The sequence below is a fragment of the Paenibacillus sp. ACRRX genome (assembly GCF_022346885.1).
In the GTDB taxonomy this organism is placed as follows: Bacteria; Bacillota; Bacilli; order Paenibacillales; family Paenibacillaceae; genus Paenibacillus_B.
Window position 1 is genome coordinate 58,229 of record NZ_JAKRNK010000006.1, and the last position, 24,718, is coordinate 82,946.

General features: G+C 44.3%; 16 protein-coding genes and 1 pseudogene. 15 read left to right on the plus strand and 2 right to left on the minus strand.

Going from position 1 to position 24,718, the window contains the following annotated elements; genetic code table 11:
• The first annotated feature begins 86 nt into the window (after positions 1-86).
• The 3 genes from MH117_RS17805 to MH117_RS17815 all read left to right on the plus strand — a co-directional run bounded on the left by MH117_RS17805 (position 87) and on the right by MH117_RS17815 (position 3,295).
• Entirely contained in the window at positions 87-623 is a 537-nt protein-coding gene (locus MH117_RS17805) for a flavodoxin family protein (protein ID WP_239330824.1), read from the plus strand.
• A 133-nt stretch (positions 624-756) separates the two neighbouring features.
• Positions 757-1,953 carry an MFS transporter gene (locus MH117_RS17810; RefSeq protein ID WP_239330826.1) on the plus strand — a complete coding sequence of 399 codons (1,197 nt, stop codon included), beginning with the start codon at positions 757-759 and terminating at the stop codon, positions 1,951-1,953.
• A gap of 343 nt (positions 1,954-2,296) precedes the next feature.
• Positions 2,297-3,295, plus strand: coding sequence for a helix-turn-helix transcriptional regulator (locus MH117_RS17815; RefSeq protein WP_239330828.1), 999 nt, complete (start codon positions 2,297-2,299; stop codon positions 3,293-3,295).
• Between the two features lie 264 nt (positions 3,296-3,559).
• Here MH117_RS17815 and MH117_RS17820 read toward each other — a convergent pair whose 3' ends face one another.
• Complete coding sequence (locus tag MH117_RS17820) at positions 3,560-5,773, minus strand: NPCBM/NEW2 domain-containing protein (RefSeq protein ID WP_239330830.1); 2,214 nt, start codon at positions 5,771-5,773, stop codon at positions 3,560-3,562.
• Positions 5,774-6,711: 938 nt separating this feature from the next.
• Between MH117_RS17820 and MH117_RS17825 the strand changes: the two genes are divergently transcribed.
• From MH117_RS17825 to MH117_RS17845, 5 genes and pseudogenes are all read left to right on the plus strand, one after another.
• The gene (locus MH117_RS17825; protein ID WP_239330832.1) at positions 6,712-7,944 is read left to right on the plus strand and encodes a cytochrome P450 family protein; all 1,233 of its coding nucleotides are present in this window, start codon (positions 6,712-6,714) and stop codon (positions 7,942-7,944) included.
• Between the two features lie 531 nt (positions 7,945-8,475).
• A pseudogene (locus MH117_RS17830) lies at positions 8,476-8,784 on the plus strand (ATP-binding cassette domain-containing protein); the annotation flags it as partial.
• Between the two features lie 6 nt (positions 8,785-8,790).
• Positions 8,791-10,005: an MFS transporter gene (locus MH117_RS17835; RefSeq protein ID WP_239330835.1), complete on the plus strand. Its 1,215-nt coding sequence runs from the start codon at positions 8,791-8,793 to the stop codon at positions 10,003-10,005.
• A gap of 330 nt (positions 10,006-10,335) precedes the next feature.
• On the plus strand, positions 10,336-11,265 hold the full coding sequence (locus MH117_RS17840) for a Gfo/Idh/MocA family protein (RefSeq protein ID WP_239330838.1): 930 nt from the start codon (positions 10,336-10,338) through the stop codon (positions 11,263-11,265).
• Positions 11,266-11,619: 354 nt separating this feature from the next.
• A complete protein-coding gene (locus tag MH117_RS17845; RefSeq protein WP_239330841.1) occupies positions 11,620-11,970 on the plus strand; it encodes a VOC family protein in 351 nt (116 codons plus the stop codon).
• 307 nt (positions 11,971-12,277) lie between these two features.
• Here MH117_RS17845 and MH117_RS17850 read toward each other — a convergent pair whose 3' ends face one another.
• On the minus strand, positions 12,278-13,210 hold the full coding sequence (locus MH117_RS17850) for a DMT family transporter (RefSeq protein ID WP_239330844.1): 933 nt from the start codon (positions 13,208-13,210) through the stop codon (positions 12,278-12,280).
• A 116-nt stretch (positions 13,211-13,326) separates the two neighbouring features.
• Here MH117_RS17850 and MH117_RS17855 point away from each other — a divergent pair, with 116 nt between their 5' ends.
• The 7 genes from MH117_RS17855 (at position 13,327) to MH117_RS17885 (ending at position 24,705) form a co-directional block, all read left to right on the plus strand.
• Positions 13,327-14,733, plus strand: coding sequence for an aminotransferase-like domain-containing protein (locus tag MH117_RS17855; RefSeq protein ID WP_239330846.1), 1,407 nt, complete (start codon positions 13,327-13,329; stop codon positions 14,731-14,733).
• Between the two features lie 417 nt (positions 14,734-15,150).
• Positions 15,151-19,071, plus strand: a complete 3,921-nt coding sequence (locus tag MH117_RS17860) for a hypothetical protein (protein WP_239330848.1) — start codon at positions 15,151-15,153, stop codon at positions 19,069-19,071.
• 100 nt (positions 19,072-19,171) lie between these two features.
• Positions 19,172-19,732: a hypothetical protein gene (locus MH117_RS17865; protein ID WP_239330850.1), complete on the plus strand. Its 561-nt coding sequence runs from the start codon at positions 19,172-19,174 to the stop codon at positions 19,730-19,732.
• Positions 19,733-19,766: 34 nt separating this feature from the next.
• A complete protein-coding gene (locus MH117_RS17870; RefSeq protein WP_239330852.1) occupies positions 19,767-21,014 on the plus strand; it encodes a hypothetical protein in 1,248 nt (415 codons plus the stop codon).
• Between the two features lie 102 nt (positions 21,015-21,116).
• Positions 21,117-21,836 carry a hypothetical protein gene (locus MH117_RS26580; protein ID WP_275444718.1) on the plus strand — a complete coding sequence of 240 codons (720 nt, stop codon included), beginning with the start codon at positions 21,117-21,119 and terminating at the stop codon, positions 21,834-21,836.
• A gap of 19 nt (positions 21,837-21,855) precedes the next feature.
• Entirely contained in the window at positions 21,856-24,381 is a 2,526-nt protein-coding gene (locus MH117_RS17880) for a pentapeptide repeat-containing protein (RefSeq protein ID WP_239330854.1), read from the plus strand.
• A gap of 15 nt (positions 24,382-24,396) precedes the next feature.
• A complete protein-coding gene (locus tag MH117_RS17885) occupies positions 24,397-24,705 on the plus strand; it encodes a hypothetical protein (RefSeq protein WP_239330855.1) in 309 nt (102 codons plus the stop codon).
• Positions 24,706-24,718: the final 13 nt, after the last annotated feature.

The window sequence follows — 24,718 nt, forward strand, 5'->3', positions numbered from 1 at the left end:
CCAATCAAGCATCCTTTTGGTGGCAAAAATGAAGTGAGCACGGGCTGTAAACAAAATTATTCATAAAAAGGAGTTGAAGAAGCCATATGGGTATCGCTGTAATCTATGGCAGTTCACGTCGAAATGGAAACTCGGAGCAATTGGCCAATTTGTTAGTAAATGGATTCGAAGCGGATCACATTTTCTTGTCTGACTATAAGATTAACCCGATTAATGACTACCGACATTCAGACAAGGGGCCCTATCCAGATGATGACTATCATCACGTAATTGATCGTGTTCTGGCACAGGATGTGCTTGTATTTACAACACCAATCTATTGGTATGGAGCATCAGGATTAACCAAAACGTTTATTGATCGTTGGTCGCAGTCTCTGAGGGAAAATAAATCGGAATTTTTATCAAATCTGTCAAGCAAGACAGCATGGGTTATTGGCATAGGAGACGACCAACCACATCTCAAAGGCATTCCGCTAGTACAGCAGTTCCAATATATATTTGAATATACGGGAACCCATTTTGCTGGTTATATCTTGGGCAAGGGCAATAAGCCAGGTGATATACTTGAGGATGCAATCGCTGTGGCGGCGGTGGAACAAATCCGCAAAGCTTGGCATCTTTAATGTTATTAAATAAGCTAAATCCGTTTTTCCGTATGAACAATCCGTTTTCAGGTAGCCGTCGATGCGTTTTTCTCCTAAAATTTTAGAGAGTAAAGCATCATTAGCGGATGCTGCGAAAGGGGATAGTGTGAAGATGGCAAGAACTCGATTTAGTATATTTTTTAGTGTATTTGTGGCCATGGTAGGATTGATGATTATTGCACCTATCATGCCTCCACTTATTCGTGAATTGGGGTTAAGCGAGACACACTCCGGCTTAATTATTTCTTTGGGCTCGGTTGCGATGGCCTTAATGGCGCCGGTGTGGGGGCGACTAAGTGATATAAAAGGCAGAAAGCCCGTTATATTGATTGGCTTTTTCGGAATGTTTGTAAGTTACATTTTGTTTACAGCAACGATGTATGCTGGACTGTCTGGATTTATTAAAGGTGGACTATTAGTTGCCTTACTTATTGTCGCACGTGCTATGGTCGGCTTCTTTATTCCAGCGGTCCCTTCATCTGCGCAGGCTTACATGGCTGATGTTACCGAAGAGCATGAACGATCCGCAGGTATGGCCTTAATTGGAGCTGCCAACGGATTAGGACTTGTGTTAGGGCCAGCCATTGCTGGTGTGTTTGCCCTGATTGGATTGATCTGGCCTTTGTATATTGGTGCAGTTCTCCCTGTGATTGCAATAGTTGTCGTACTGCTGCTAATACCAGCCCATAAACCTGTTATTCACGAGAAGGTTCCGAAGGTAAACCCGTTTCAAAAAGGAGTCCGTCTTTATTTATTTGCAGGGTTGATCACGATGCTCAGCATTGTTAGCTTGCAAGTGGTGGGTGGATTTTATTTTCAGGATCAATTATCTTTAACAACGCAGGAGACCGCCCGGATGCTATCCTTGGGTTTGATGTTTTCGGGGGTTGCGATGATCATTACACAGGGCTTCCAGATGAAAAAACAGACATGGCAGCCCAAACAACTTATTCTGGCAGGTGCATTACTGTTTATTGTCAGTTTAGCACTCTTCTTATTTGTAATTAACTTGGTGAGTTACTACATTGCATTCTTCTTGTTCGGGGTTGGATCAGGCCTCATGATGCCTGGCTTTATGGCAGGATCGTCGCTAGCCGTATCCCGTGAGCAGCAGGGGGGGATTGCAGGACTTGTGGCATCGGTGCAAGGGATTTCGGCAGTGATTGCTCCCATTATGAGCACAAGTCTATACCAAGTTGATCGGCATCTTCCGTTTGCGGTAATCGCCGGTTGTGTCCTTGTGTTGGTGTTTACTATGTTTGCCGTAAACAACAAGCATGCTGAAAGTAGATCGATAACAGGTCAATAGACGATGGATTTCTAGCTTTACAGCAGATTATGATGCCGAGAGGCACATTTTTTACAGAATATATTGATAATGATTATCTTTATCGTTATATTAGTAGGTAATATCGTTAGTGCTTAACAATTGCAAACCAGCCTTACAGTTGAACTTTTTCTTCGAGGTTTTTCCTTGGGGAAAAAGTTTTTCTTGTTTACAATAATTTTGGGTTGGGTTAAAATTGGTTAAGCGCAAACAGGAGAGTGGTTGAACATCTATGTGTATTCTCCTACTCCTAAAATCTACGCTTTTAGCACATATATATAACCTAATCGGTTTATATTTTATATTGGATCGGAGGAGAATGGCCTTGAACTTGCAACTAGACTCTTGGGATTTGGACGGAATGTTCGGGGAGTTTCATGATGTTACGCCTTCTTCCCCATTACAGGAACAGCACCATTACCTTTACACTTTTCCATCTCAGAGTGGAACAGGCAACTTGCATCGGATTTGTTTGCGAGAGGGATTGGAAATTAATTGGTTCGATGCAAAATTAAATAATCCGGTAACGATGGATGTAGGTATTCACTATCCACATTTAGAAATCGCTTATACGATGTCGGGCAGCGGCTGCTGGCAAACGTCTGCACATACGCAGGATTACGAGATATCCTCAGGTGTATCTACACTTGTCTATATGCATGAGACAAAGATGCATGCCGAGTTTTCCCAGAATGAGCATCTGCTTCATATGGAATTACGAATTGATATGCGACATTTACAAGCAGTCGTGCCTGAAATGGATCGACTGTCAGAAAGTTCATTTTATTGCAAGCAAACGGTAGGATCGCCGCAAATTCCGCTTATCGTGGAGCAAATGAAGCAATGCCCATATAGGGGGGCGCTTCAAAGGCTTTATTTAGAAGGGAAGTCGCTTGAGCTTTTGGCGTTCCACTTAGATGGGATAGATCATGAAGCGAAGGAACAACAAGTAAAGTCCAAGCTCACTGCAGATGATATCCAATGTCTGTATCAAGCGAAAGAGATCCTTTCTCGATCATGGAGACAGCCACCCAGTTTGCTGGGGCTGGCTAGATTGGCCGGACTGAACGATTACAAGCTTAAGCTTGGCTTTAAAGAGCTGTTTGGTACTACTGTGTTTGGTTATGTACGTGGATTACGAATGAATGAAGCGCGTACTATACTGGAACAAGGGCAAGCAAATGTAAGCGAAACCGCCATTATGGTCGGATATCACAATATGAGCCACTTTGCTGCGCTTTTTCGGAAGACTTTTGGTTACAATCCTAGTGAAACTGTAAAGCTTGCTTCATCCACTACAGATGCCGAGGTCAAGCTGTTCTGAGAAAATAAAGAGCTACAGTATTCCGGAAGCGTCGCTTCTTGACCCCAGAGCTCCAAAATCGCTAGACAAAATACTGCCATGCTCATCTTCACTACCACTAACTTGTAGGGTATTTAAGACCGTTAAAAAAGCAAAATCGCCCTCATCTTGATAACAAGGTGTGGGCGATTTTACGCTTACTATTAAAGTTAGAAAATGTCAATCAACTCTAAAACAAAAGAGAGGGAATGACCCTCTCTTTTGACGAGCTTTAACCTAACCATACTATTTGATAAGACGAGCATTTACCCAATCAGCATGGTCACTGTTAATACCATCTTCACCATCTGTGACAATAAGTTTTAGCTCATTCTTTCCAGTAAGACTTACGTTTACTTCTTTTGGCGCTACATTATTATGCATTTTACCACTAGTGAATACAACTTGATTGTCTACAACAACTTGAAACTCCACAGAACCTACAGTACCTACCTCATTATCTACCCCAACTAGCGCGGCAAAGGATGTATACTGCCCATTCAGTTTGTAGACGATTTCACTGTTAGCGTGTGTGCCCAAACCTTTTGTATAGGTTATGTTATTTAACTTAAGTGTATTTCCACCAACACTATGATCTTTTTGGATGGTTCCCCAACCTGTTGTGGCAGAAAACCAATTAATATCGCTGAGATACGTTGTAACAGGTTGTGGTGCTTCAAAGATTTTAATCTCACTTGCAGATGCAAAACCATTTGCTCCACCACCTTGAGGTACTTCAAGTCGAACATATTTAGCAAGCGTAGGTGTGAAAGTTACGGTCTTTTCTGTTTTGTCCTTTGCCCACGTGCCTGTAGCAACCTCAGTGAAGGATACCCCATCAAGACTAGTTAGAATTTTATAATTTGTAATAATCCCATTTTCTTCGCTTTGGCGTGGTAAATATGTCAGCTTGTTGAAAGTTAGTGGATTTGCGTACTTTGCTGTAATATTGTAAGGGAACTGATTTTGTTTATTCCATTGGGTGTGCCAGATACTATTTGTATCTCCATCAAATGCATTTACTGCGGCATTATTAGTACTTGAAGTCTCTTGGCTATTTGATGTTACCCCAATAATGCCTTTTACCTTATCCATTCCATCAGTCGGTTTAATGATGTTATAATCTGACCCAAACCAAATGGGTGCAGTTAGAAGAGGTAAACTCAATGCATTAATCTTATTTTTTGTATCGTTTGTTGCAGGTAAACCCCATTTATCAAAGAAAGGCGTCAAGTCATAGTGAGCTACTTTTGAAGTGTTTAGAATAAATGCCTGTTTTTTCTGATCATCTGTAGTTGGCAGATCTGCTTGTGCTAACTCACGATATAATCGATGTAGCGCTGGATAGAAGTTATCCCCAAATGCAAGATTAAGCTGCCACAACATTTCTAATTTTGAATTAGAGTCTGAGAAATTCTTGGTTGGCTGATCTACAAACGTGAAAGCAGCTAAGTACTCGCCTTGGGACCTTGCAGGCTCAGTAGGTTTAAGAACCTTCTTAGCGGCTAGAGAATATATATTTACATTCACCTCAGTCATCCCATCCCAATTCCAAGGTGCTTGTTGTCTCAAATGACCTGCCTCATGATACTGCCCCCAACCCGTTCTTGTAAGGTTTAAAGCATCGGCACTTGCTCCCGTATCTTTAGGCATAATTGCCCCATCCCAAATTGCATATGCATACGCTCCTGGTATGGTTTTTTCTGATTCGATAAAGCCAATCAAATGCCTATCTAACCGATGCCTAGGATCAGAATCAGAATGAGATAGTCCAGATATTTGATCCTGTGCTGTAATAAACTTGTCATAAGTCTGTAAAACAGCAATTGGGTCTTGATTCAAGATATGATCTTTAGCTGTAGCATAATAGAAGACAAAGAGAGCTCTTTCTGATTGAAGAACAACAGAAGGTGCATTAGGATAAGTATTCATCATTGCCTGCCAATCCGCATTTGTATTCTTGCCTAATACAAAGAAGGGAACAGGACTCCCCCCACTCACTACATTTACATTAATACTACCTTCATTGTTGCTGTTATCAAATGACAACAATCCGCCATTTGGTGAGGAAATTGTATTTAGGCCTGGTTGTAATGGATAAAAAAGCGCCCATTCTTTATCATGACGATGTATCCCAATAACCGCTGTAATTGGTTTGTTACCTGAAACTTCAATCTGAATTTGTTCATTGGGTTGTGCATATAACCCTGTCGGCTGATATATTTTTCGAGCATTAATCAATCTACGCTCTCGATCGCCTTCCGCCCATATATCTCCAAGGGCTTTTACTTCAAAATTCCGCTGAACAACAAGAGTACTTTGCTGTGTAATGGCTTCCTCCGATGGTGTGATGACTGGCTCTGAAGTTTGGGCTAGTGCCCAAGATGGCGAGCCAGCTACTACAACCGCTGTTACCACCATAAGAAATAAAACCTGAAGTGACTTCTTAAGTTTTCTCATCAAATCCTCCTAAAATAAACTAAATTTATGCATAGCCAGCATTTAAATGCTGGCATATCCATCTTGGTGTGCACTAAATAAATTTCATACTAATGTTACATTAATAAATACCATAATATACCATTAATTTAATGACACCATTTATCTCTATTGCTTCAATACCATCTTTATTCTCCTCTAAATAAAAAACTCACAATATAAGCTGTGCGCAAGCGAAGGCGCGGGAACTAACGTGCAGGATAATTGAGCAGCCTCACTAAGTACATAAGATTTGTTCCACAGAGAGAACAGGAGGAACATAAGTGAAAGATCATTGGGAACGAACAGGTAAGCATATGTAGCTTACTCTCGAGACCCTGAATATTATGATTAGCCATGCTTTTCGGGACAGGCGCCTCTATAAGCTTACCAGTGGTCTGGTGCAATTCTAAATGAAAATGGCGTCTATTATCTGAGTTAGAAGATACAATTTCTTTGTCTGATTTAATAAATCGTTCGACAGCGCAAATGCCAAACCGGATTGCAGATCTAAGGCGTCTAATCATGCAGACGATTCAATGAGGTTACATATTGTGTGGTAACCTCCCGGAATCAACCGCTTTAATAGGTTAAGAGGGATTAATCCTCTAATGAGAACCCGATCAAAGCACCTTCAAGTCAATGCTTTCATGTCGCAAGATATGGGGGCAATTTTGAAGGTGTTTTGTGTTGTGTGCAAGTGCGAGCTATCTCATGGAAGTGTGCACATAGATCTTCAAATGAGCAATAAACTAAAATGAAGCATTAAGAAAAAATATGTTCCTTAATGAGGATGATTTTCTATTGACCATTGTGGTCAAATCCAATATTTAGTAATTTGTAACAGGGGAGGGATTCTGTTAATAACTATTTATGTTAATGACTTGATAGATTGATCCTATTGAAAGGACGTGTATCTTATGAATCCGATAACGATAAACGATTTTTATCTGCCAGAAACGATGAAGGATCCGATTACGTTTTATAAGCGGTTAAGGGAACAGCAAGAGCCTATTATCTACCTTGATGACGTATATGGTATGGGGGGAGCCTGGGTTGCCTTAAATTATGACGATGTTGCAGTTATTTTAAAAGATGAGCGGTTTGTTAAAGATACCCGTAAATTTGTGCAGCAGCAACACAATAATTATTCGTCCGAAGAACAGTCATCCACTCATAAAATGCTTGCCCGTTTAATAACGATGCCGAACATGCTTATGGTTGACCCACCCGATCACACTCGCTTGCGTAGGTTAGTCTCCAAGGCATTTACTCCACGTATGATCGAAGATTTGCGTCCACGTATTCAACAGATTACTAATGAATTGTTAGAGGCTGTACAAGGCAAGGGGAGAATGGATCTTATTGCAGACTTTGCTTACCCATTGCCTATTATCGTTATTTGTGAAATGTTGGGTGTTCCTGCTTCTGACAGAGATCAATTCCGCGTATGGACACAGACCCTAATGAGTTCTGCTCTAAACCCGAATCAAGGAGAAGCCGTCCTAACATCACTCGATCAATTTGTTCAGTATATTAAAGTGTTACTAGTCCAGAAAAGGAAGAACCCCGGTCATGACCTGACAAGCGAAATGCTAAATGCCCAGGAACAAGAAGACTCGCTAAGTGAGGATGAGTTGATTTCTACTATCTGGCTGCTCCTTATCGCAGGACATGAGACAACGGCCAACCTGATAGGCAGTGGCATGCTTGCATTGCTGCAGCATCCCGAGCAGATGGATATGCTCCGAAAAGATTATTCTTTATTGCCATCAGCAGTTGAAGAAATGTTGCGTTATGCCGGGCCGATTATGTTAGGGAGCCGTATTGCAGGAGAAGACATCACTTTGAATGGAAAAAGGATCTGCAAAGGGGAAATGGTACTTGTCTCTTTGGCTGCCGCTAACTTGGATTCACAGAAATTTATTGAACCCGATGTGTTTAATATTACACGTGAGGAGAACCAGCATCTGGCCTTCGGGAAAGGTATCCATCATTGTCTGGGTGCACCATTAGCTCGGCTTGAAGGTCAGATTGCTATAGGCACGCTGCTGCAACAATTTCCTCATTTATGCTTGCTAAATGACCCTCATGAATTAACTTGGACATTCAGTAAAGTTCGATCCCTTGCAAGTCTGCACGTGACATTCTAGTTTGATTAATTGACGTAGTGTCCATCGTATGTTGAGAATGTTGACGAGTAACCCGATCCGTACTACAATATCACAAATGAAAGGGTGTTATTGTAGTATGGACCGCTTAAACACAGTTAAACGATATCCGAAACGCTGCTCCGAACAAATGGATAAATACGATGAGACGTTGTCCGGAGCTTAATCAAAAGCGTAATTGCTTTTATTTCATCGACTGATAGCAGGTTAAATTTGGTGTGAATTCTCACGCTTATTTAGTTGTGCTTTCAGTTGGTGTTACAGATTAAGAGGCTGTAGACATGTTTTGTCTGCAGCCTTTTGTGATATAACCGATTCAGTCCGTTGCTGAATTTGGTATAGCTGTACCGTTTTGACGTGTACATCAAGCAGAAGGATTGCCCCAACCAGGGTGCGATGCTTTCTGCTTTTTTTATTTTATATGCGAGAAAAGAGGAATAATAGATGAAGGTCAAACGGTTAAAAAATATTATGGAAAATACTCCGAGTTTCTGAAACAAAAGACTCATTTACGTGAAGGGCATACGCCGCTATTTGGCACAGTGTGGAGTCAAAGATAGCCATGTCGTGCAAGCCATTGGATCATTAAGCGGCGGCGAGCAATCCAAGGTTAAGCTGTGCAGCTTAATGCTAACAAATTGTAATATGCTAATACTCGATGAACGGACCAATCATTTAGATGCGGAGACCAAAAAAGCGCTCCAACAAGCTTTAATTGAATTTACAGGAAGCATTATTCTAGTATCGCATGAGGAAGCCTTTTATCAAACATGGGTTGATCAGGTGTCCAATATCGAACAATTTAATGATAGAGGAGAATAAATCAGCATGGCAACAAACATAAATTCCGGATGGAATCAGAGAATCACTTTATTTCTAACGGCTCAAACTATATCTTTATTTGGTTCCTCTTTGGTCCAGTATGCGATTATTTGGTATATTACGTTACAAACTTCCTCAGGCATCATGTTGACGTTATCAACCGTTTGTGGCTTTCTTCCGCAAATCGTGATCTCCTTGTTTGCCGGAGTCTGGATTGATCGATATAATCGTAAAAAATTGATAATGTTGGCTGACGGTGCGATCGCTGGATCAACACTCATTCTTGCCATATTGTACTGTGCAGGATACGAAGATATTGTGCTGCTTTATCCATTGCTGCTCGTTCGTGCGGCAGGCACTGGCATACAAGCACCTGCTGTAAGTGCACTTATTCCTCAAATTGTGCCACAAGATAAACTGATGAAGGTAAGCGGAATAAATAGTAGTATTTCATCTCTGATGATGTTTCTTTCGCCGGCAGCGGGTGGTGTGATGTTGTCTATTGCTCCTTTGGAAACTGTGTTTATGGTAGATGTCATTACGGCAGTCGTAGGAATTAGTATTATGCTTATAATCGAAGTACCTACATTAACAAGACCGGATGGTCAGCACAACTCCAACTGGCATGAGATTAAGCGGGGATTTATTTATATGAAAGAGCATACCTTCATCAAACGATTGCTTATGTTCTTATTTATTGTTCTCATATTAATTAGTCCATCTGCTTTTCTAACACCATTAATGGTGAGTCGCTCCTTTGGTGCAGAAGTGTGGCGATTAACGATTAGTGAAATGACGTTTAGCGCAGGCGCACTTCTCGGTGGTGTGTTGATTGCAGCTTGGGGAGGCTTTCGTAATCGGATGCATACTACCCTGTTGGCGTGTGCACTATATGGGCTCTTCATGATCGGACTCGGGAGTTCTCCCGTGTTTATCGTGTATTTGGCAGCAAACTTCCTTATTGGCATCACAATGCCATGTTTTAATTCGCCGATAACGGTGTTCATACAAGAAAGGGTGGATCCACACATGCATGGACGTGTGTTTAGCCTAATGCAAGTGTCCAATTCATGCGCCTTGCCACTTGGTATGATGTTGTTTGGCCCACTTGGGGATGTGATTCATGTGGAGAATATACTTATCGGTTGTGGATTGTTAGTTATGGTATGTGCCATATTGGCTTATAGAGTGAAACTCTCGACTGCAGATGAATGGACGTGAATGCGAATAACCCACAACTTAACAGCATGCTGTGAATGAATATCTTCTTTAGTAATTATGACGGATAGAAAATTATCTATCTTATGGTGTATTTGTAATCGAAGCATGTGAAGGGTGGCTCACTATCATATGATGGTTAGGGGGGCCATCCTTCCCTCATTAAGGGACAGGATGATAACTGTATAGGATGTAACAATTACCGTGTTATAATTACTTTTAAACGCATAATAACACACTCAATACTCATATTATGTTTTCTATCTGCTGAACCCTTAAACCTAACCGCAGATCACGATTTGAACTTTTGAAGCAACTGGGAGGTCCAATACTATGAAAAAAAGGATCGGAATCATCGGCCTTGGAGATATTGCACAGAAAGCGTATCTGCCTGTACTAACTCAATTTGATGATGTGGAGATCTCAGGGATTATGGCCCGCACGCCAGAAACCGTTGAAAGAATTGGTAATCGCTATCGGATAGATGGCCGATTTACGGATTTAGATGCGCTGCTGCATCAGGAACTGGACGCAGTATTTATTCACACGCCTACCGAAATACATGAACAAATGGCGATCCAATGTCTTGAGCGCGGCATTCACGTATACATAGATAAACCGCTCGCCTATCATATCGATGCTTCAAAGAGGATGGTGGAAGCTTCGGCTAAGTATGATCGGCTGCTTGCCGTCGGCTTTAACCGTCGCTTTGCACCGATGTATCAGCAGGCAAAGGCTTGGTTGGATGAAGTAGGGGGATTCGACTTGTGCATCGCTCAGAAACATAGGACGAAACAGCAGAAGCTAAGTGCCAAGGAAACGTTGTATGATGATCTGATCCATATGATCGATTTGCTCCTGTGGATGGGAGCCAAACCATATGAGATTGCTTCCTATATTCAGGAAAAGGATGACCAAAATCGGTTGCTGCATGCGACAGGCCAACTTGTATTTGGCAAGTCGCCGGCCTTGTTTAGTATGAATCGACAAGCAGGTGCTGATATGGAAAAGGTAGAACTTCACGGAGGCGGCAGATCTGTTGAAATTTTGAATCTTGAATCTGCTGTGTGGAATGATCGCTCAAGTGGTCAGCAAGTGAAGAAATTTGGAAGTTGGGACACGATCGGTGATCGACGTGGATTTGCTGGTGTTATCCGACACTTTTTGGAGTCACTGGACGTACCGGAGCGATGCAGCATTCGAGCTGATCAAGTGATGGCTTCCCATATTCTAATTGAAAAGTTGCTTTTATCTGAAACATAGACTCAAACGTGTGATTTGTTTACGGAAATACGGAGTATAACATCTATCAAGTGATAAAAATAAAGGCGCCATTCGCAGTTGAACTGTGAACCGTATGATGGACCACTTTGCAAAAAAGTGCCCTGTGACGGTCTCAGTATAGATAAACTCGAACGGTGCTTTTTATATTGCTACTAATATCGATTTGAAAACGTATTACTAAACTTCTCTTAGAAAAGTGGAATGTTTACAATTTTAAACTACATGGCGGGTTATTTACTCAATTTCAATCATAAATAACTCGAAGTTTATCACTTGCACCAATGTGATAAGATGGGTGAAAAATTATTTTCCAGACAAAGGATGTGTATCGATATGAAGCTGAATCACATTAATCTTACGGTCACAGATGTCCCTGCGGCCCAAAATTTCCTAGAAACCTACTTCGGCCTTAAGAAGATCGACACAAGTGGTGATGTGCGCGGAAGTGCATTCGCAGTACTAATTGATGATGATGGAGCGGTAATCACGTTAATGAAAGGAACAGGGGTGAATTATCCTAAAACGTTTCATATTGGGTTTATTCAGGAGAGTGAAGAGAAAGTGAATGAACTCAATCAACGCCTGAAGGATGATGGTTACGATGTTGCACCTCCGAAAAGATCACATGGATGGACATTCTATGTCAAAGCTCCTGGTGAGTTTACGGTAGAAGTACTGGCATAAATCGAGGACATCGTTGAAGCAATCTATCCAATTTCTGGTGAGATATGTTGTAAGCGTCGTAAGTTTGATATGAAATATAGTTCAGTAGGTAATGTCTAGGGGCAAAAGCGAACTGGATGCAGAAGACATATAATGAGGTAATTTCTCACTCAATATAGATATTTGTTAGGAGCCTTAGATGGCAATTGGCCATCTAAGGCTCTTTTATGTTGTCATGATCAATACAGTTAGATTTTTACTGCATTTCCACTGTTAATATAATATTCATCACCATTAACAGATCGGAAAGTAACACTTCTAGCTTCTATCAGGATGACATATTTTGAAGCTTGCCTATTTCCCTCTGTGGCTTCTTAAACAGCTGCATTAAGTTATCAAAGTTAACAAGCACAGTGCCCACGATAATCGTAATGGCTCCGACAACGGTTAACCAGGTAATGGATTCACCATAGAACAGCACCCCAATCGTGAGTGCAATTAATGGCGAGATGTAAAGCCAGGTTGAGGCAAAAATCGGGCTCGTCTTGGCGACTAGCCAATAGAATAGACTATGACCAATCATCGAACCGATGACAATGAGATAAAGCATGGAGCCAATCGCTTCTGCTGATTGTAAACTCTGAAACTGCCACTGTTCTGTACATGCAGACAGCAAGAGCAATAGTGCACCACCGTACATCATTTGAGCTGCATTTAGAGCAATGGGTGATGTTTCTGGGAAACGTTTCGTCACGCTTTTTGAATAAATGGCTCCGAATGAATAGAACAGTTGACCAATTAAGATGATAAAACTGCCGACAAGCAGCCATATATTTGCTGATAACGTAATCGTAGGTAAAATAATTAGCGTCACGCCAATAAGGCCAATGATGCAGCCAATTAAAGAACGCCGGCTAGGCGACTGACGCATGATGATGACTTGCAGCAACAGAATCATTATCGGAGCAGTGGCTGAAAATACGGCTGCAATTCCTGAGGTAACGTATTGTTCCCCCCAATACAAGGCTGCAAAGGTACCAAATGTTAAACCAATTCCTGTGAGCAGCATTTCCTTACGCAGAAGGAGCGAGAAGCTTGCTTTTTTCCTCCACATCATCCAGACGAATAAAAGTAGACCTGCCACAAAAAAGCGGATACCCGAAGATAAAAATGGTGGTGCAGAGGCATCAACACCGATCTTGATAGCTAGAAATGTTGTGCCAAAAATGAGACAAACGAGTAAATAATTTAAGATGACCATAATTTCTCCCCCTCTGTGAATGATCATACACCTTAAGCTATAGAACAGATAAATACGAACAGAACAGATGAATCGTCATTAGTGTACAATAGTGAATTAAAGGGGAGGCGGCTTGCATGCTGTTTAAACAAGTATACGATCACATTATAGCGAGGATTAGCAGAGGCGAATGGAAAGTACATGATAAGCTGCCTTCAATTAGACTGCTAGCCCTCGAATTGGGTATTAACAGACTGACTGTATTTAAAGCGTATCAATTGTTGAAAAAGAATGGTGTAGCCTATGTCAAGGAAAAGTCAGGCTATTACGTAAGTCCTGAGCAAGTGGATCAATCTTCGTATGAGCATGACGCGAGCTTGGCTATCGAATGTTCTGCTGTACAGTTAAACAGCAAATTATCTGACATCCATAGAGTAACCGCTGCCTATCAATTCTCACAAGCACTGATAGATCCTAATTTGCTGCCCAACTTATTTTTGTCTGAGTATGTGAAGAAGGTATTTGATATATATCCCAAGCTAATGGGGACTTATTCGACTGCACAAGGGGATGAGGAGCTGCGTGATGTCCTTTGCCAATATGTTAAACGAAAATATCGGGTTCATTTGCATACCAATGAAGTGCTGATCACGACAGGTGCACAGCAGGCCATAGACTTGCTGTCCAGGCTATTTGTAAGACCGCTAGATGCGATATTGGTGGAGCGACCGACTTACAGCGCTGCAATTGATGTATTCCAGGGCCAAGGTGCTAGATTAATTTCGGTTGATATATCGCCAAAAGGGTATGATTTGGACAGGGTAGAAATGTTGATGAGAAAGCACAAACCGCGCTTCTTTTATATGAATCCTACTTTCCATAATCCAACAGGGTATACCGTGCCGATCTCTCAACGGAAGCAGCTTGTAGAGTTGGCTGAAAGGTATCGCTGTTTGATCATTGAGGATGATGCATTTCACGAGATGTATTTTGATGAACATCCCCCTCCACCCTTATTCACATACGATACAGAAGGATGGGTTGTATATCTCCGGAGTTTCAGTAAGTATGTAGCACCAGGTTTACGAATTTGCGCCGTATTTGCCCGAAAATCTGTGATAGAGCCACTTATAAAGGTCAAATCATTGGCTGACAACGGAACGCCGTTAGTGACCCAGAAAATATTCGTCCATTACTTTCAGTCCGAGCGGATGCAACAGCATCTGGAAAAGCTGCGTATTGCACTTCAAATCAGGAGAGATATTATGGAAGAAGAATTAGCAATGGCACCGATCGATTGGAGATGGACCACTCCTAATGGTGGGCTCAATCTATGGCTCCAGCTGCCAGGCACTATTCCCGTAAGAGCATTGTTAGATGAGTGCTTCCGACGATCGATATCCTTTGTACCTGGTCAGATTTGTGATCCATTGGATGAGATGCAGTCTTGGATCAGACTGAGCTATTCATTTGTAAATGAGGAACAAATACGTGCCGGAATTCGACAATTTGCAGAGATCGCACAACGGATACAGGAACGGTGAGATGGAAGACAATTAAACATTTGGTTTAGTTAATGCTAAAGGCGATATCTTGACAGCGATATCGCTTTTTTTATTTTACGCACAATTATGCTGCTGTAGATTTCATTCGATCACTCCCTTCAAAAGCAGTAAATTTCATATTATCGCAGATTCTCTAAAGAAGGAATTACTAATGTCTCCAATGGAGGAGAGGGACCATGTCGAGCAAGAGAAAAACGGAATGAACTTTGCACCACTCATTAGTTAGACTTTTGATTACGATCCTTATGAATTCAACAACCTCACCCCCAGTGGCAATGTATACAAGCTCGACTTAGAGAGATGCTCTCTACGTTGACAGGTATATTTTGTTTATTTCCCAATAAAATGAACAGTGGTTATCTATCTATGAACGAAATGTTGAGAAGGAGGATGTGAATGACCAAGACTTTACATTTCCAACTAGTATCAGGTTACACCAACGAAAATCTTACTTTACATGTAGGCACTAGCCAGCATGTACTGCAAGTGCATACGGAGGAAACACTCCAACAAGCAGCAGTAAACAATCAGGCGCTTGCGCTTCTCTCTGAAGAGAGTCGCAAACACTTCACACATTTTGTGAATGTATCGGACGAGCACTTTCCCACCGATCGATTAAGGCGAATTCGCGTGACCTCACCTGACAAGGATCCCACGATATATCTCCCTGCCTTGCATCATGTATCGATTCATATCCCTGAACATCACAACCGAAAGTATTTCGAACGCATGCATGCTAAAAATGGTCGGTTTCATCATCCAAAGCTGGAGTCTATGGGAGTCACTAGCTTGCACAACAGCATGAACGATGCTGAGCTCATACAAGCTAGCGTAGATGCAGAATATTTACAAACGCCTTGGGACATCGCCGTCGCAATCCTGTTCTCGAACCCTGAATTGGCATCGAACCAGCCTTATACGGCAAGCATCGTCAAAAATTCGCATATTGCCCCGTCCAGCAGCGTCAATCCCACACAATACAATCAGGTGTACAACTTGGCAACAGTGATCAGTTCACAGGGCATGGCGTCTTCTACTGGCGGCTGGGCAACCATTACCGATTCCGTCGATCAATTTGGAAATCCGCTTTACTACGATTACGATTTCGGAACGCATAAAAAAGGCGATCGCATCTTGATATACAAATGGTCAGATTTGACGACTCAGAATGCCACGGCTCCAAATGCAGGAGCGATGCGAACCTCCAGCAATGACATGACGCTACAAAACCAAACATGGAGCGTGAACCAAGGGAAGACGGCTAATCAACAGCAGGACGGAACCAGTAGTGTTACCTTTCGGAAATTGTTCGCGGCGCCAAAGCTTGCCGCAGATGCTTCTGAGCCGACCTTTAAATGGACGGTAAAAGAACTGACGCCTAATCATGGATTGTCGATATACGCGGATTCGCTGGCGTTTAAAGACAACAACACTTTCTCAATCGATGTAAAAAACACCTATTTGCGCACGTTGACAGCTTATGCAGAGTTTTTTAATGAAAACGGTGATCCGATCCAAAACCCCGAAGGTTGGAACGAACAGCTTCCGTCTACAATTAGCGGCTGGTTCGAGACAGATTACAAAAAATTCATTTCAAGTCTATCGGCTGTTAATACCATTATGGGTATCCCGATGCCAACTGACCCAACGACTTTATCATTCACATTTCCAAATGATGCAACAAGTCTCAGACTGTTGTTCGGGGGATTGGGTACATCCAAATGGGACGAAGATGTCGATCTTTCCGGTGCACTGCTGACGGGTTTTTTTCAATATGGTATACCTTCTCTGTTTTTGGCGGCAGGCGCGGCGATTACAAGCACCAAATGGTTTAGCGATTTCGTAAAGGACATCGACAATGTTGTCGCCGTTTTAGGGGCATCCTTTGGGGTCGTTGGTGGAGGCGTGGCAACAGCTGCGGCTCTTGGTAACACCAAAGCAGTTTTAAGCAAATTCGCCGATGCCGTGGCCGGCATTTTACTTGGCCCAGGACTTGAGAAGCTTGTTCTTTACATTACGGGGCAAATAACGGTTGCGGAATTGGAAGACAGCATTCCTTTCGTGGGCTGGGCACTGCGGGCAGCGAACATGGCTATGGATTTTGCCGAAATGGCGGTCACGACAGGGGAGGTTCTATCTTCGCCAGCAACACTAACCTCCACTGTAACTCGCGCCATGGACCTGCAGTTCACATTAAGTCCTGATCCGGAGCATGGTGAAGCAGGGCATCCAGAGACAGCCGTATGGCCAGGGGTGGCAGATCATTATCAGGTGACTGTCCAATATCAGGGCGGAACGAACTTTGTACTGAAGGGCAGCATGCCAGAAGTGACATCTAACACACCACTGCAGTTAACGTTTGCAAATATTCCTGTCGGCGGCAGCCTTCAGATTATTGCTGGAATTTATTCGACCAGTGGTTGGTTGTGCGGCAAGTATCAGGGTGACTGGTTGCCGGCATTCCCGGACGACGGTTCCACTTCACTTCGTCAATCGGGTAATATTACAGAAATTCTCGTGCCACTCACGCAAGATACGCAGTACAACTACAAGGAGAAAATTATATTTGACGCTGATAGCCAGAAGCATATCTGGCATGCTGGCGATGTGCCAACAGCTACTGTAGCGAGCCTTGATTGCAGCAGTGGGGGCAACCATTTATGCAAGCCGGTAGGGATGTCATTAAATGGGCAAGCCTATCAAGTAGGCTACGTGTGGAGTGCTTCCAGTCAAAATTATTTGGCGCAGAACTTATCTGTGTTAGCCGATCCACAATCCCGCTTCAAGCTATCCGAGGTATCATTTGCTATCCAGCCAGCCATCGCCTACGATCAATTCGGCCTTGAGCCAGAAGATGGACAAGAGCAGGAAATCAGCTTGAATAATTTTATCGTCGACACCAGAAATAACGAGTTTCACTTACGTCAAGTGAATTTGGAAGATGAACAATCTGGTTTTGGCTTGAACGATCCAGATCTCAAGAGTTGGGGCAAGTTTAACCTATCAACTCTCGATGCTATTGTCGTTCATCCGACCGGGGCGGTTATCGCTGTAAGTTGGGAAGACAGCAAGATGGAAATTTTGCAAATACCTGCTGAACCGACGGATGATGCACAGGCACCTGATGCGCAGATGGTCTCAGGCCTTGGCGTCAGACAAGGACTGATGCAGGGACCAAGAGCACTTGCGGTTACACCGGACGGGCGTATCCTCATTCTCGAAACATTAAATCAGCGCATTCAATCGTTTGACGTTCAAGGTAATCCGGTTGCCAGTTTCCTAGGTGAAAAGCTATTTACGTTAACGGCAGCGGATTATGCTCCCGATCTGAACCAAGGCATATTCTCGCCAGCCTTACAGCAGCAATTTCAAGAAAACGGGCTCACACATATTTTTGATCTTGATGTTTCACTTATAACTGATTTAAATTCTGGTGTCCTGACATCAAATCTGATAAATGCATTTGCTAACGAGGGTGTGTACTTGTCTTACGACAGCGAAAATATGGACGATCATACGCTCAGCTCCTACGTGACGGTCGTTACCCATGATCAGGAATGGACGATTTCTGATCCAACCCGAAGCGCCGTTTACAACATACAAAAAGCAAACAGCTCACTAAACGTATGCGACGTACTGACCAATGTAACGATTGATGTCCGCGCTCAAGGCAGCATCTGGGTCGTGGAGGATTGGAATGGTGCTCAGTCATACTACATTGCTCAGGATGAGGTTAATAGTCAAGTGTTGAACGTTAATCGCTACTTGTCTTATATCTCGCTGTACAATCCAGAAGGCCGTACGGACATCACATATTTGGACGTATCAGCAGAAGCAAAAGGGTATGTCTATGTGTTGTCTTATGTAGAGGGGGGCGGAGTGCCAGGCAATTATATGATGGATATTTACGATCCAAATGGCATGTTCCTTGTACGGACGCCCGATTCGAGATTGCAGCCAGAAAGTCCTCAATATATATGTGCAGCCAAGTTCGTTATCGACATCTGGCGCAATGTGTACACGCTCAATTACGAAGCGATCGTCGGTGCGAACAATCGCATCGAACCTAGCATTAGTCACTGGATTCCGACGCTACCGTTGTTTGATCTGGGTCTTGATAAGCAGCCTGACTTCGATAATCAAGATGTAGCTGCCGTGCAAGCCGATTTTGCGGCGAATGGCATAACATTGAGTAGCTCGACGCAGATCGTGACGGTTAGCACAAGTGGCTATTGGCAAGTGATTGATGGAGCACAGACCTATGATGTTATTCGCAGCGGCAGCAGTCTGGAAGTGTACGGTATCCCAGTTGTCTAGCAATCCGGGTTGAAGTGCCTCTAACTTCGGACAGCTTGAAAGTAGCAAATAAGTGCTCAGTGTCCTTTCTCATCCATTTACGCGTTAAGGGGGAAAAAACGTGGCAGACCTATTCACTCAAGTATCCGTACAGCTTGGTTTGACGGAGGAAGACATCCACCGGGGTACGCTAACTACAGGAGCTTCGACAGGCCCAATGTATTTATCAACCAAGCCGCAGTTTCCTACGGCGGTGACACCCAAAATAGTCTCAATTCAAACGGTGCAGGAACTGCAGACGCTTGTCGGCAACATCAAGGAAGCTGGTGTCTTACAAGACGTGCCGGAACCATGGCCTGATGAGAAATGGGATGCAGATGCTAAGCAATTAAATGAGTCGGACAATCGTAAAGTCTATGCCGCCCTACGTGCGATACTTGCAGGCAAAGATACAGAGATGACAAGCTACACTTCCATTGTGAACAAGCGGTATTTTCCGATAAAAGCGGGTGTATTCGCCTGCGAAGATATTGTAGTCACTCCAGATCAGCCTCTGATCATTGAGCCGCACGGACATGATCCAGTTGTGTTGACCTGCAACTCGATCACGCTAGAACCAGGTGGGCAAATTATTTGTCAAGCTCCCGTTATTCTCTCGGTAAATACATTTACGAAAAAGTAAACAAATCTATTCTAATATTAAGGAGGCGTTCTTAATGAGCGTAGTAAATCAAATTCGGAGTACGTTTATGAGCCGTTATGGCCTTACAGATGACATCCTTCACAAAGGAACAATCACAACTTCGGGTACAACCTATATTTCGGCCGATCCAGCTCTTCCATCTGTTGTGAAGCCAGTGTACGTAACCATCAATTCCGTCGACGAGTTTAAAGAGTTCGGCGGCAATCCAGATCACTTGTATACGAGTGGTGTTATGCAGGAGCATCACAACGTCGCGGATGATTGGCCAGCCGCGAAGACCTCGCTGGCATATTCCGAGCTATCGCCACACGAAAAGGCTGCGATATGCCATGCATATACAGCGTATATATACGGGAACTCACAAAAGGTTCAATCATATCGGGATGTGATTCAGAAGCACTACTTCCCCGCGCAGCTCGCGGTGCTTGCGGCGGAAGATGTCGTTGTGAAATCAGGGGATCAACTTATTCTTTCTGGAGACGGAGATGCTCCTATAACATATTCCTTCAATACAATAACGGTTGAAGCTGGCGGCCAAATCATTAACACCGGCCAAGCAACACTGCTGGCCAATGTATTAACGCAACAAGGAGGGGACTCATCAACATATACATACGTTAGTTTAGGTACGGATGCGAAGGACGGTGCAGCAGGAGGTAATGGCGGTAATGGAAGCTCTGGCACAACGGGAAGCTCTGGATCGGATGGCAAAGACTCTTGCGATACTAAACCAGGCCAGGGCGGAACTGGCGGAACGGGAAATCCAGGGTCGCCAGGCGGCAGCGGTTCTCGCGGTTCGGATGCTGCACCAGTTAATGCAACGCTCGACACGGTCGATGGACCGGTCACATTAGGATCTGTAGGTGGTAATGGGGGTAATGGAGGAACAGGAGGTCAAGGCGGAACAGGTGGAACAGGTGGCCCTGGTGGGGCCTCAACAAGCCATTGCTCGGCAGGAGCGCAAGGCAAGGGCGGTACAGGAGGAGATGGAGGAAACGGGGGCACGGGCGGGGATGGCGGCAGCGGCCAATCTGTATACTTCAACTATACAACGCTAGTCACCGGCGGTTCGATTACTGTTGTGACACCAGAGGGTAAAGGTCAGGGTGGGCAAGGTGGAAAAGGCGGCAATGCAGGCAACGGAGGTTCTGGCAATCCACAGGGGGGCGGTGGCCATGCAGGTCAGGCAGGTGTGAATGGCACTAACGGAAAGCTTGGAACTGTTTATGTCAATAACGTGCCTCAGCCACCATCCCAATAGATAGATCGATTAAACTAGTCCGGCTGTCAAACATGGCTATCGAACAATACTTGTCACAAAGCGGGCTGACAGCCGGGAGAAACTATGAGGAGGTAGAAGAACATGAGTTTAGCTTACGACATTGTCATTCAAGGAGCTAACGGAGCCAAAGGGGATAATGGCTCGGATGGACAAAGCGCAACGCAAAACGGAACCAACGGAATAAACGGAAAGTACGATAAAAATGACAGCCCACATTGCACGTCCGCAACGAATGGGCAAGCTGGACAAAATGCGCTGGCGGCTGGAAGCGGCGGAGAACAGGGCGGAGCAGGAGCAAGCGCGTTCGACTTCGTGCTTCGCTGTGAGCAGTTCGTTGCACAATCGCCGATCACCATAATTAGCCAAGGCGGAGATGGCGGCAATGGAGGAGATGGTGGGAACGGAAGTAACGGCAGCAGCGGTGGCAATGCCGGGCAACAATCGTCCAAATGCGAGGACTCATTGCCACCAGCATTGGGGGGAATTGGTGGTAACGGTAGTAATGGTGGTAACGGTGGTGCTGGTGGAAATGGTGGCAACGGAGGAGACATTATTGTCAGTTACCTATCTGCATCGCTGACGCAACCCGTCTCGGCTCAATCGTCAGGAGGCGTAGGTGGAGTTGGTGGAGCAGCGGGAATCGCCGGTGTAGGCGGAACGGGAGGTGTGAACGGCGTCATTGATGGCCAGCCGCCGACAAGTGCGAATGACGGTGTGAACGGCGTGTCCGGGACGCCGGGAGCACCCGGTATTCCCGGTAGCAGCGGAAGCGTATCAGTGAAACCAACGGCACAGTTATAACGGCACAGGAGGATTATCCATGACTTCGGATACGATGACGTTTATCGGGAAATGGGCGTTCAGCAGCACAGATGGGAACTCCTACATAAGCCTAGACAAAAACACTGGACTGCTTACTGTTGTTGCGACTCAGTCCGCTCAGGAAGATCAGCGTTTCAATGCGTATGGAGATACCGGCAGCGGATTTTGGCTGCAGGCTAGTAACGGGAAATATGTCATCTATAACGGAAACGGATACGCGGCAACAGATCCCAGAACAGGCACCCCTTCTTTATTCGTTCTTGAGACGTCAGATTCATCCGTCCGGCTCGGCGAGCAAGCAGCAGGAACGAAATATTACGTCAATATGAACGGGGATGCAGTCAATCGTGTTCCAATTGAAAGCCCTCCTTCTACAACACTGTTAGAGCAATTATCCATTTCGCCGGGACTGGTACAAATTCAGGCGTCAAAGGTTGCAGAAAGCATGGACTTGACTTGGGTCTATATGGCTGCTGCCGATTTAAGCAGCATTATCTTTTCAGGATCTGATCTATCGCATGCCGATTTGTCAAACTGTAATGTTTATGGTGCGATTTTTCAAGGGCTGGACACGAATTTGTCGTACGCTTCATTCGCAAATGCCAGTATGTCTTATGTCATGATGGCTGAAGTTATTATGTCGAATGCAGATTTGACGAATGCGATAATGACTTACGCACAACTGCCTAACAGCAATTTGCAAGGAAGCATTTTTGCAGGCGCTAACCTGACGGACGCTTCGCTTATTAACGCCGACCTTAAGGGCGCCGACTTGACTAACGCCAATCTGTACGGAGCAAATGCGAACGGTACTCACTTCGACCAGGCGAATTTAACAAAGACTAACTTTTTGCGTGCGGTTGTAATAAATGTTCACATTCCTGGAGCAACGGTTGCATATGCGAATCTTGATAACCAGGATTTGACCACAGCAGAGATCGATTCCCTTACAAATTTCACTGGAGCTAGCATGCAGAATGTCCGCTTGAGCAATTGTTCCTTGCTGGGCGTGACGTTCTCCCATGCGGATCTGACCGGCTCCTTATTTGATGGAGCCAACTTAACCGGTGCGGATTTCAGTTATGCCAATTTGACGAATGCTTCGCTTAAAAATGGAGTAAAGTTGTATAGCTCAAGCATGTCGAACGCTACATTAACAAGCGCAGATCTGACAGGCGCTCAGCTTGGAGCGAAGGATGAAGCCTTTACGCTTAGCACGTCGCTCGTTCCGGATTTGAACAGCGGGGCCATTACGTCATCCATACAACAAGCATTTCAGGAAGCCGGACACCCGTTATCAAACAATGCAATGCTGACGGTGCGTATCCCGGATCAGAACTGGGTGATTACTGATGGCAATACCGTCTATACAATTACAAACGGAGGTGCCGTATTGAATGTATGGACGTATTCCGATACGAACGATGCAGCTGTATTGGCTGGAGCTTACATGCCAAATGCCATCTTCACTGACGCTAACTTGTATGCGGTCAATATGTCTGGGGTCAATTGGTACGGTGATGCCGCCAAAGCCAATAACGCCGATTTGGAAGAAGCGGATTTGGCAGGAGCCAACCTGGGCAGCATGGATTTCTCACAAGCCCGCATGTACGGCTGCAATTTGGATTCTGCTAACTTGGTGAGCACTAATTTTAATGGCGTCTATTTACGCGCTTCGATTAATAAAAAACAGGCGTCACTTGCCTACGCTAACCTCCAAGGAGCCACCTTCGTAGAGGCGCAATTACAGGGAGCTGTGCTGACAAATGCCGCCATATCGCTCGATCAAGGACCATTCTTCACATTGCCCTCTTCCTATGCGTCCAGTCTCAATAATCAGACGATATCGTCCGATTTACGAACTCAATTCGAGATGAACAATTATCCGTTGGAATCAAACGCAACTGTAACTGTGAATATTCTGGGCAGCTATTGGACGATCAATAACGGCTCTAACTCTGTGTACCCGGTTTACAATATCGTCGAAATTGGCACCACATTATACGTATCAGGTGGGCCGATCGGCGTACACTTGTTTGACCTGCCACAATCAATGAGTAATGAGTTGGATCAGCAAAATGTAGCGCCTGATATTCAGACAGCGTTCAGCGATAACGGATATCCGCTGCTACCAACCGCTGTTATTGACCAAGTGATCGTTCAAGGCAGTGAGTGGCACATGTCCAATATCAACGCCGACACGACGCAATTGCAAGAAGGATATGCAGAGTTCTATATTCTTAAGAACACTGAGGATGAAACGCTGCATGTCTATGGCTCAGTGTTGATGGTTGTCCGTATTGGAGATGACCAGACGCTGCAGCAGGTACGAATCGCTCTCGCTACAACACAAGTGACGCAAGACGTTATGGATGGTACAACAACGTGTCCGAACGGACAAAAATTGTCGCAGTATTTGAATCAAACGCCTCCACAGCATATTACGTGGGAGCAGATGATGACGGCGGCAACGCCGCCAAAGCCACCAGCTTGCATTCCAGATCCGTGGCATTGGTGTCCGTGAGAGGAGTTGCCGTTTATGGCCCTATCAGGAAGTGGTTTTATGAACAGCTCATCCGGATCAGCACCGATAGATATTGTGACTTTATTGGCAGGCTGCCATTCTGAGCTGACTTCAGCTGATCCTTCAATTAATGCATCTGTGCTTTTGCATATCAACAGCCAAAGCAATACACGGTATGGACTTGCAACCTCTATCAGCAAGCAGGGGCAGGCGAGCTCGGTCTTACACCTGTGTACCCATATAATTGGTCAACAGAAACGTGCTAAGGCGCGGGATCTCTCGCGAGGGACTGCTGTTTATGTGTGGGCGCAATTTGCTACTTGAAGCAAATGCGGAA